Source organism: Thalassotalea sp. ND16A (assembly GCF_000764205.1).
Lineage (GTDB): Bacteria > Pseudomonadota > Gammaproteobacteria > Enterobacterales > Alteromonadaceae > Thalassotalea_A.
The window spans coordinates 71,212-81,495 of the sequence record NZ_JQDZ01000067.1 but is presented as its reverse complement, the minus strand read 5'-3'; the positions used below and the strand labels follow the sequence as shown (position 1 = coordinate 81,495).

General features: G+C 38.3%; 9 protein-coding genes and 1 pseudogene. 5 read left to right on the top strand and 5 right to left on the bottom strand.

Annotated features, from left to right (window positions below):
• A pseudogene (locus ND16A_RS08580) lies at nt 1–221 on the bottom strand (IS21 family transposase); the annotation flags it as partial.
• Between the two features lie 414 nt (nt 222–635).
• On the opposite strand from ND16A_RS08580, the gene ND16A_RS08585 reads away from it, so the two are divergent.
• Nucleotides 636–914 carry a helix-turn-helix domain-containing protein gene (locus ND16A_RS08585; protein WP_033077747.1) on the top strand — a complete coding sequence of 93 codons (279 nt, stop codon included), beginning with the start codon at nt 636–638 and terminating at the stop codon, nt 912–914.
• A 407-nt stretch (nt 915–1,321) separates the two neighbouring features.
• Complete coding sequence (locus tag ND16A_RS08590; RefSeq protein WP_052073103.1) at nt 1,322–2,095, top strand: tyrosine-type recombinase/integrase; 774 nt, start codon at nt 1,322–1,324, stop codon at nt 2,093–2,095.
• A gap of 195 nt (nt 2,096–2,290) precedes the next feature.
• On the opposite strand, the gene ND16A_RS08595 is transcribed toward ND16A_RS08590, so the two are convergent.
• Both ND16A_RS08595 and ND16A_RS08600 read right to left on the bottom strand, forming a co-directional pair.
• Nucleotides 2,291–3,088, bottom strand: coding sequence for a tyrosine-type recombinase/integrase (locus ND16A_RS08595; RefSeq protein ID WP_052073102.1), 798 nt, complete (start codon nt 3,086–3,088; stop codon nt 2,291–2,293).
• A 134-nt stretch (nt 3,089–3,222) separates the two neighbouring features.
• A complete protein-coding gene (locus ND16A_RS08600; protein WP_033077746.1) occupies nt 3,223–3,516 on the bottom strand; it encodes a hypothetical protein in 294 nt (97 codons plus the stop codon).
• Between the two features lie 294 nt (nt 3,517–3,810).
• Here ND16A_RS08600 and ND16A_RS08605 point away from each other — a divergent pair, with 294 nt between their 5' ends.
• Both ND16A_RS08605 and ND16A_RS08610 read left to right on the top strand, forming a co-directional pair.
• Complete coding sequence (locus tag ND16A_RS08605; RefSeq protein ID WP_033077763.1) at nt 3,811–4,671, top strand: hypothetical protein; 861 nt, start codon at nt 3,811–3,813, stop codon at nt 4,669–4,671.
• A gap of 126 nt (nt 4,672–4,797) precedes the next feature.
• Nucleotides 4,798–5,727 (top strand): DUF4238 domain-containing protein, encoded by a 930-nt coding sequence (locus ND16A_RS08610; protein WP_160173512.1) that lies wholly within the window; start codon nt 4,798–4,800, stop codon nt 5,725–5,727.
• 437 nt (nt 5,728–6,164) lie between these two features.
• On the opposite strand, the gene ND16A_RS08615 is transcribed toward ND16A_RS08610, so the two are convergent.
• Together ND16A_RS08615 and ND16A_RS08620 are read right to left on the bottom strand one after the other, a co-directional pair.
• The gene (locus tag ND16A_RS08615; protein ID WP_033077744.1) at nt 6,165–6,665 is read right to left on the bottom strand and encodes a GNAT family N-acetyltransferase; all 501 of its coding nucleotides are present in this window, start codon (nt 6,663–6,665) and stop codon (nt 6,165–6,167) included.
• Between the two features lie 41 nt (nt 6,666–6,706).
• Nucleotides 6,707–7,918, bottom strand: a complete 1,212-nt coding sequence (locus ND16A_RS08620) for an MFS transporter (protein WP_200880833.1) — start codon at nt 7,916–7,918, stop codon at nt 6,707–6,709.
• A 73-nt stretch (nt 7,919–7,991) separates the two neighbouring features.
• Here ND16A_RS08620 and ND16A_RS08625 point away from each other — a divergent pair, with 73 nt between their 5' ends.
• Nucleotides 7,992–8,867 (top strand): LysR family transcriptional regulator, encoded by an 876-nt coding sequence (locus ND16A_RS08625; RefSeq protein ID WP_033077742.1) that lies wholly within the window; start codon nt 7,992–7,994, stop codon nt 8,865–8,867.
• Nucleotides 8,868–10,284 lie beyond the last annotated feature (1,417 nt).

Below are 10,284 nucleotides of genomic sequence, written 5' to 3'. Positions count from 1 at the left end.
ATATCGGCTTGAGGATAAAAAAGCTTTGCCAGTTCACCATCATTCATATCGTCAGGCAATGGCCAACCAAGCCTTAACTCTCTGGCTTTAGTTAACAGCTTTTGGATCGCACCAACACTGATTTTTGTACTGGCATTGATTTTTCGAATACTTAACCGGGCATCGAAATTAAGTCGTAATACTTCTCTTATTTTTCGCATTGTTATCCTTGGTGTAGCCATTGTCTATCCTAATTCAAAAAAGATAGCTTTAGACTAACAAAAATAGTTAATTATCAATGCGTTAAAATTGATTCCGGTTTATCGTGAACACCGATTCCGGAAAATCATGAAAAAGTGTTCACGATGAAACCGGAATGACTGTTCACGTTAAACCAGAATAGGTGTTCACGATGGGCCGGAATGACTGTTCACGATGCTCCGGAATATGCAATTGGCATGCCTGTGGTTAGAAAAATGGAGGCTAATTTATGGGAAGCGAGAATTGACCTCATTAAAAAATAGCTAGAGTGCTGTTTACAGTGCATAGTGAAAAGATGGTGCTTCTTCATGGGTTTATTAAAAAATCTAAAAAACACCACCTGAAGGCTTGGATTTAGCTAAACGTAGAATGAAAAATATTTAAGGAGGCGTACTATGCCTATAGGGGCGAGTTTTGATGACTTCTTACAAGAAGAAGGTATCAAAGAAGAAGTTGAATTAAAAGCGATGAAAGAAGTTTTGTCATGGAAGATGCAACAAGCAATGAAAGAACAGAACCTATCTAAGAGTGATGTTGCCAAAACTATGCAAACTAGTCGTTCAGTGGTTGAAAGGGTTTTAGATCCTGAAAACCTTTCAATTAGTTTAAAAACTGCCGTGAAAGCAGCTAACGCCTGCGGATTGCATCTCCATCTGCAAGTATCAGCAAGCTAATAATACTGAGGTCGATAATCGGCCTCTTTTTATTTGTTTCTGGTTAATACCCATATTTTCAAAGTTACTTCCAATGTCTGCTGTTTCGCTCACTGCGGTCGATCGTGACCACTTAAAACTTGTGTTTTTACAATAACATCATGTATTGTGTTTGTATAAATAAACAATAGCTGCGACGGTCGCATAAGAGCGATCAACAGCCGCACAAGCATCTTCTGATTTTAATCACTTTTTCCCTATAGCTGACGTTCGAGCTTGCTTCCCTAATGGTAACAATTACCACTTTGAACTAAACCGCTCCCGCGGTAATGGGGATCTTTTCTAGCCCTGTATTCCCACCGATAACCTGTATTGTTTCTACCCTTAGCGTTGAGGTATTTCGCCTCATCTAGCTAGGAGTAATTAACATGAACATTTCAATTCATTTTGACAATGCCCTTCGCCAACGGATCAACGACGATATGACGATGCGCAAACTGGCCACCAAAACCCAAATTGCCTACATCCGAGCGATAAATAAGCTATGTGAATATCTGCAACATTCACCAGAAACGGCAACCGACGAAGAACTGCGTGAGTTTCAGCTCTTTATGGTCAATAACGGGGATTCAGGGATCACCATCAATGCCACCCTCACAGGTCTTCGATTTTTGTTCCAAACCACATTAAACAAGCCTGAGGTTGTCGCCAAAATGAGTACCGTATCGGTTGCTCGTACCTTGCCTGTCGTCTTAAATCTTGATGAAGCCAGGCGATTTATCCAAGCCGCACCCCATCCCAAATTTAAAGCCGCACTGGCGGTTGCTTATGGTGCGGGGTTACGGGTAAGCGAAGTAGTTGCGTTGAAAGTAAGTGATATTGACAGTAAGCGTATGGTGTTGCGGGTGGAGCAAGGCAAAGGCAGCAAAGATCGGTATGCGATGCTATCCCCAGCGTTACTTCAACTCCTGCGCAATTGGTGGTCCTTCGCCAATAAACATGGGCAGATGTTCAAAAATGGCTGGTTATTTCCAGGACTCAATCCCATCAACCATATGACCGCCAGACATCTCAGTCGAATTTGCAAAGCAACGGCCTTCGATGCAGGGATCAGGAAAAATGTATCTATGCACAGCCTACGCCACTATGTGCCCTTCCTGACTATGTCGGTTAACGTGAAGTATACGGCAGACAGGCCCTGAAATTACTGGCCTCGCGAACGTAACGTCACCCGAATACCAGACATAATTTCTTCGTTCAGAGGTTGTTTAAGAAAGCTCAATAGACTATTAACTGGTCGATATAATCCCTTTTTTTAATGTACAGCCAATTTGTCATTGCTAATACTCTGTATTATGGACAGGACCTCTATGCAGATCTGATCAAAAGAGACCAGACTATGTCGTTACTACCTTGCTTGTTTGCCAGTAAAACCAACTTATTGTGGCTCTACAAGACATAGTCAAGAAGGGCACATAGTGACGCAGCGTGTGCATAGATATTTTTTTATCAATGCCTGCTTGTTTAGCGGTTTCTACGCATATTCGACTTAATTGTCGAGCCGACATGTGGTTAATGGGATCAAGGCCTGGAAACAACCAACCCTCGCGATACATTTGCCCATGTTTATTGGCAAAGCACCACCAATTGCGCAAATGCTCAAGCAACGCTGGCGATAATTTGGCGTACCTGTCTCGACCACCTTTACCTTGTTCAACACGCAAGGCCATACGTTCGCTGTCTACATCACTGACTTTCAGTGAGACCACTTCGCTGACGCGAAGCCCAGCACCATAGGCCACTGAAAAGGCGGCATTGTATTTTGGATGCACCGCGGCCGCAAGAAAGCGCTTTGCCTCATCAAGGTTTAGCACCACAGGTAAGTTACGCGCTATGGGTATGGTATGTAACTTGGACACGACGTGTGTATTATCCAACGTGATTTGATACAAAAACCGCAAGCCTGCAATAATGCCGTTAATGGTGGCACCCGTTGCGCCGTCGTTCACCAAATACAGTTGAAATTGACGCAATTCTTCACGGGTAATGGTTGTAGGCGAATGATGTAAATATTCACACAGTCGATTAATGGCTCGGATGTAGCCTATTTGTGTTTTTGCAGAGAGCTTACGCACATTCATATCATCGTTCATGCGTTGGCGAAGGGCTGGGTCAAAATAAGTAGAAATTTTCATCTTAATTACTCCTATCAAACGAGGAAAATACCTCGCTCGATAAGCGTAGAAAAGATAGTCATGATTTGAGAAATAACGGGGCTAGAAAAGGAGCGCCCCTACCGCGAGGAGCGGTTTAGTGCCATTTATAGTCGTTAATCTTTATTCTTCTTTTTGGACATCATTTCTTCAATATTTAAGCTATAGGCATATAGCCCGATAAATGCCGAAGGAATTGAAAAAGTAAAATATAAAACCGCTGTCATAGGGGCATCAGTAGGAGGACCAAAAAGCAATATATAGTTTGTATCTACTATATAAACAGGAATAAAAGGCCATAAAACCAATATGGCTTTGATATAGAGGTTAGTTTTTTTAAATACTAATTTGAAAAACAACCCGACTATAAATGGCACAATTAAAATTAATAAAGCTTTTATATTATTCATCAATTATGGCGCGTGTTTTTTTGCCACAGAGCACCAGTATTAATGGCATCAATATTTTTCATGGAATTTCCCTTTCTATGTCTCGTTATCAGCTCTAAGCGGTCGGTGACGGCCACTAAAAAACTTGTGCAATTACAATAACATCATGTATTGTAGATTTACAAATAATTAAAACTGCCAACGGCCGTATCACGCGAATAATGCGTCATTGGCGCTATATACAAAATCTACATTTTTACACAGCAAATGCAGGTTTTTCTTCTTATTAAGCTGTTAGAGCTACAAGGGAATATCGTGCATCAAGAAACGGAAATGATAGTTTCAGCTATCGAAAGCTTGAAACAAGAACCTAATTATTTCAAAGATTATATTTTTCCAATCGCAAGTGCATTTTTCACTGCATTATTGGGCGCTTTTATCGCTCATCTAGCACTTGGGAGACAAGAAAGCCTTAAATTAGAAAAAGATAAACTAATTGCAGCGAATAAGTGGACATTAGATGTTGAAAGAGCAAGGTCATCGCTAGTTGCGATTAAAAGCAATTATCACAAACAGTTGCAAGCTAACCCTGTTCAACGGTTGGCATCAATTCCAAGTATTCTAATGAAATCCGAACCAGTATCAGAAAATTATCAAGATTTAGCTTTTATCGTTCCTTCCGAAGAAGAGCATCAAAAACAACCACACAAATGGGCACAAATTCCTCGAATCAATGCCATGATCGGAAACTACAATGCGCTTTTGCATATGTGGGAAAAGAGAAACGAAATTAACGAAGCATTTAAGCAAGCGATATTAGGTACATACGGAAATAAAGCTTTTGCCAATATCACTGCACAAGAAGCTGAACAAGCTTTTGGAAGTGCAGGGTTAGTTGCTTTAATTGATGTTACTGAAAGATGTATTAAATTAACTGACCATATAATCACTGAACTTAATGATTTCTTAGAAAACTTTCCAACATATGCCAAAACAAAGATAGATTTAAAGAGGCTAAAAAACTTCGGAAAGCTTATTAGTTATTCCAACAATGAAAACGAAATATTACTAGAACTCATAAAACCGGAAGTCGAGGTCGATTTTTCAAGCGTACAAGCTTTATATGGTGAAAGTGTTCAAGATATAAAACAAAGGCATACGACAGGATATGAGTAAGTAACTCTAACAAGATGATTAAGTGGATGGACGTCTTAAAGTTGGCTAGATGTTCGTTTCTCACAAATTTTAGCCAACATTAATACGCCTCTTATCATGGCGTTAGGCGTAAAGGAAGCTCCCAACATGGATAAAGATAACCAACATTACGTACCAAGGGGTTATCTTCGAGGGTTTACAATACCTGGTGAGAAATCTCTTATTTGGCAATATGATAAAAATACAGGTGAAATATTTAAACGACCTAAGTCTGTAAATAGAATTTGCTCTGAATTTCAATACTACGCGCAAAAAAATGAAGATGGCTCTACCGACAAAGAAACTATGGAAAATGCTTTCCATGAAATTGAAGACAAAACGCCAAGAATAATTAAAAAGATCAACAGTCTAAATAATGCCGAGAAGGTTATTATCAGTGAAGATGAGAAAGCGGTTTTAAGCTTCTTCACAGCAATGCAATTAACAAGGGTGCCCAATTTCCGGAATGGCATTGAAGAAATGTATAGAAAGGTTGTAGAAATAGGACTATCCCATCAAGTAGATAAAGCGAGAAAAGATGGAACCCTACCTGTTTCAATAGACAGCCTATACAAGCAAGGTAAGATTAATATTGATATAGAGTCATTTGTCAGCCTCAAGGCAATGCTGGCAACAGCACAGGAAGGCGCAATTAACCTAATGGGAAAAGTTTGGCATTTTGCTATGCCAGCAAAAGGAATGTCGTTTGTAACTTCAGACAACCCAGTATTTTTCCAAGCCCCAGAAAAATATCGAGAACTTAATTCCCAAATAGGCCCGTTTCACCCTGTTTCCGAGGTCACACTGCCGCTAAGCTCTGACTTGCTTCTAATTTTTTCGCCATCTGCAAATTATTCGAAGAGTGAATACGATCTAATCAACATGACGGCCGTACAACTTGACGAGAAAGATACAGACAACCTAAATAAACGCAGCATACTTGCAGCTAAGCAATACGTCTATTCAAGTGAGAACAACAAAGATCTAGCTAAACTAGTTTCGCAATTTAAAGGTAGTACTCAGCATGTTACAGTGTAAACACCTAACAAAACGCGCAAGCGTTATCGGTTATCTAAATATTGTACATTAGAAATTGCTAATGGACAGCTCATGGGGCACTTGAGACCGATTGCAATTTAACGTAATGTATTCAAAGGCTCACAGGCTGCTGTGAGCGATCAACAGCCCCTCAAGTAATTTCTATTATTCTTTCATTTTGCTGCATAGCAGCCGTTCGAGCTTGCTTCACTGACAATATATGTGACGAATTACCATTTGAAGTTTTGTTGGTTAAGAATACATAAACCTATCTTTATCCTGACAGGCTCTTGAGCCACCAAAGCGGTCATAGAGACTTAAGTCAAAGCGACACGTCTTTTCTAAAATACAGAAGCATTTGAGTTATCAAAAAGTCCATTTAAGATCTATTCTTAAACTCTGAATCAAGGTAATTAAACTAGTAGAGGTATAATTTTTTATAATGAAGCTCTATATACGTCAATTTTAATATTACGAAATACAGAAGATTTGATAAATTGAAATCCTGACCTAGCCGCTACTTTTGCAGAGTTAATATTCTCAGGCTCTATAAGTGCGTATATTGACTTAAGCTTTAGCGAATTTTTAGCAAAATCTAGTACACCAAGTGTTGATTCGACAGCATACCCCTTACCCTGATGTTCCTTAGTAATACGATAATTTATGTGAATAACATCACTTTCATCGACCCTATGTTTATTTAGTCCGCAAAGCCCAATAAACTCATCATCTAAGTTATAAATAGCCCAATGCCCAAAACCATTCAAAGCATATTGCTTTTGACAGTTTTCAACATATTCAAAAATTTGTTCGTTAGAGTGAACACCTATAGTTGAATACTTCATTACAACAGGGTCAGCCAAAATCTTATACAAGTCTTTAGTATCAGGTTTCACTACTTTACGAATATACAACCTTTCTGTTTTAACAATTATCATTATAAGCTCCTGAAATATTAAGTTCTTATGGTTTGTGATGGCTATTTGGAACTATAAATATAATATTGCTTATGTTTTCTTTTGGGGAATTTAAACAAAAAACACCAACTTATTGCTAGTAACAAAGCAGCAAGTATAAATAAAGCACCGAGTGATTGCATATCCGTTAGGCAATACTTTATAACAATAGAAGCTACCAAAGCAGAACCAAACATATCTATAGCTCCTGATAATGCAAATGCAGTCCCTTTTTTTTCTTGAAATGGCTCAATAATTAACTGTAAGCAGATAGGATAATAGGCACCTGTACAAATTAAGAATACCCCATAACAAATAAGCATATTAGCCGCTGAAAATGATAGTGAATAAAATCCCACACCTGATAGTAAAAGTAACGGCCAAAAAAGAGCTAAAATATTTTGATGTGACAAAAATTTCTGGCTAAGCTTCCCCAATAAAGTACCCAGAACTAAGCCAAATAGACAAAGGGACATGTAGAAGCCGTACTCTTTCGCTGAAACTACTAATTTATTTTGAAATTCAAAAGGGAAATAGGTAACACAAGTTAAATACAAAATGCTGGGCAACCACTTAAATGAAGATGCATTTATAAATCGGCTATCACGTATCAACTTTCCATACTCTATAAGAATTATTGTTGGGGAAGGTAATATTGTCTTAACTGATGCACAAGGCAACAACTTAAAGCCGACAACCCATATAACTGACAAGTAAAATGTCATAAACAAAAATAAACTCTGCCAGTCATTACTATCAACATACCATCCCCCTAGTAGAGGTGCAGATACAGAGAAAAGGCTTGCAGCAATAGCTAAACTAGCGGTAGCTTGTTTCAATTTATTCCCAACTAAAATATCACTCAACAAAGTTCTACTAACAATTAATGGCGCACCTGCACCTAGCCCCTGTAACAGCCTGCCAATTGCTAATATAGAAGGAGAAGTTGCAAATGCTGATAACAAACAACCGATAATGAAAAGTAGTTGGCCTGCTAAAAAGACTTTTCGTCTGCCTACACTATCTGACCAAGGCCCAAAAACTAATTGAGACATGCCAAAACTAACGAAGTACAACATCATAATTTGTTGTGCATTATTATTACTAATAGCAAATTGCTCAGCAATACTGGGTAATGCAGGAAAAAATATCTGACTACCAAACTGAGCACAGGACAACATAAGTATGGCTAAGAATAAATACATAAAATCAAATTGAATGGGATAATCAGGCAAGGTAGTTTATTGTGAATCATGAAGAACAAAAATGGTATGATAGGCAAAGCATTTGGTCTTGATAGGAATTAATATGGATTGGTTAACTGCAACAAAGAGCTTTTGTCTGTTAGAAAAGCATGGCAGCTTTACTGAAGCTGCAAATATAGCTGAGATTACAGCATCAGCCATGAGTAAACGTATAGATTGGCTAGAAAAACAACTAGGGCTATCCTTATTTATTCGAACAACAAGACAAGTTAATTTAACTGAGGTGGGGGCTGAATTTTTACCCAAAGCACACGCTTTGCTTCGTCAATTCGATAGCATGATTATTGAAACTCAACAAAGTGCTTTGCACCCTTCTGGCCTATTGAAAGTAACCGCCTCACTTGCTATAGGAAGTACCATTTTAATGCCTCATATAGAAGAGTTTTTAAAGTTATACCCTTTAGTTAAAATTCAGCTAACTGTTCTTCCTACAGGCAATCAACCTGACTTAGATAGTGATTTGGTGCTTTGCCGAAAACTGGATGAATTTAACTCTACAGCACACTGCGGTACAAATTTAATTTCATATAAGTTGGGATTATTTGCTTCTCCTGAATACCTAGAAACACATAAAAAAATAACAAAACTTGAAGATCTAAGTGAACATAAAATGGTTTTAAGTAACTATTACCGTAAAGCTGGCCGATTAGAACTAGATAACGGCCAGATGTGTACTTTATCTAATTACAGTTTTGTTTCTGATCACTTTGAAGCGCTAGTGTATGCCGTTGTACGTGGTATGGGAGTTACTTTTGCACCAACGATATATATTCAAAAAGAGTTGGAACAAGGGAAAGTAGTAAGAATACTTCCTGAGTTACAATCAGATGAGATGCAACTATGGGGTTTTTATCCCAATAGTGAATTTATGCCAATTAAAACTAGGTTATTTTTAGATTACTTAAAAGAAAAGTTGTAACAAAGACAGCTAAAAGGATTCTAAAATTTTAAGAGCCTAATATGAATGACGGCTATGAGCTTAAACCAGCCCCACAAGCGAGCATAAAACCTCGGTAAAATATTATAATGGCTCACAATAGTTTGGTGTATCCTTATGCTCAAAATTACCGTTATGCTCGCAAAGGCCAACGTCTGCTTAGTAGAACAAGTTAAAAATAAAGGCAACTAGCTGAATAGCGGTTGATGGCACTGAAGGGACGGATCAGGCCTGGCATCTCGTCGCCAAACACACCCTGTTTTTAGAACGAAATCGAATAAGTAGATAAGCCAGGGATTTAATGTTTCAAATGTCTGCTTAAGGGAAATCGATCTATTTTCTTCCGAAACACCGAGTGGGCATTTGTGCGTTGGTTGAAACCTGATAGCCCAATCCAAACCGTCAGCAAAGTGGCAGAAGCGTTCATGCCTTCCTGGACCTGACCTTTTAATTGTCTATCGTTCTTGACGTTTTTCAGGAAGTTCAAGAGCATCATCAACTTCAATACCCAGATAGCGCACTGTGCTTTCTAGTTTTGTATGACCGAGTAAAATTTGAACAGCCCTATCAGCAAAGAGAAGAACTTGCTTTGTGAACCTAATTTATAGATATTTTTTGCTAACTAGTTTGTGAAGTAGGTTTTTAAAGTTTGGCTAGCATATTTGGTGGTGTTAACGCCGATCTAAAACCGCCACTATTTGCCGAATATTAAATTATTCCCTTCTGGGCCAGTAAAATTTTATATTTTTGAATTATTCAAAATCTTAGCTATATCCTTAAACCACAAATTAATATTTCTTCGCTGTTAGCCGTTAGATAATGTCAGAAGTTAGTACGTTAAAGGTATCAACAAATAAATGGTTAACATTTTTCCAGGTAGAAATACAAACTGATTTTTAGATCAAGGTTTTGGTGGCCGTATGCAAGATAGCTCAAGGCAATATAGCTGCTTATGCTGTCATTCTATCATTATCATTATCATTTGTCGCCGTTGTGATAGAGGAAACAGGTACTGCAAGCACTGTTCACCAATTATGTCGTTAAAGGCTCGCCAAAGAGCTGGAAAACGCTACCAAAGCACCTATCAAGGCCGTATCAATCATGCTGCAAGACAAAAGCGTTACCGAGAGCGATTAAAGCAAAAAGTGACGCATAAGGGTTCCAAGGTAATATCATTATGTGATTTACTCATTGAAAAGCGGAAATCTTTCCCTACCAAAATCAAACTTGAGACTAAAACCAATTCTTACAGCGTTTTTTGTCATTGTTGCGACAAAGTTTGCTCTCCGTACCTTCGCCAAAACTCACTTGGGAACTCAAAATTAGGAAGGAAGCTAAGATTTCCTAACCCAAAGAAACCGACACAATAAAAAGATCATATTAAATTCACCTTTTATAA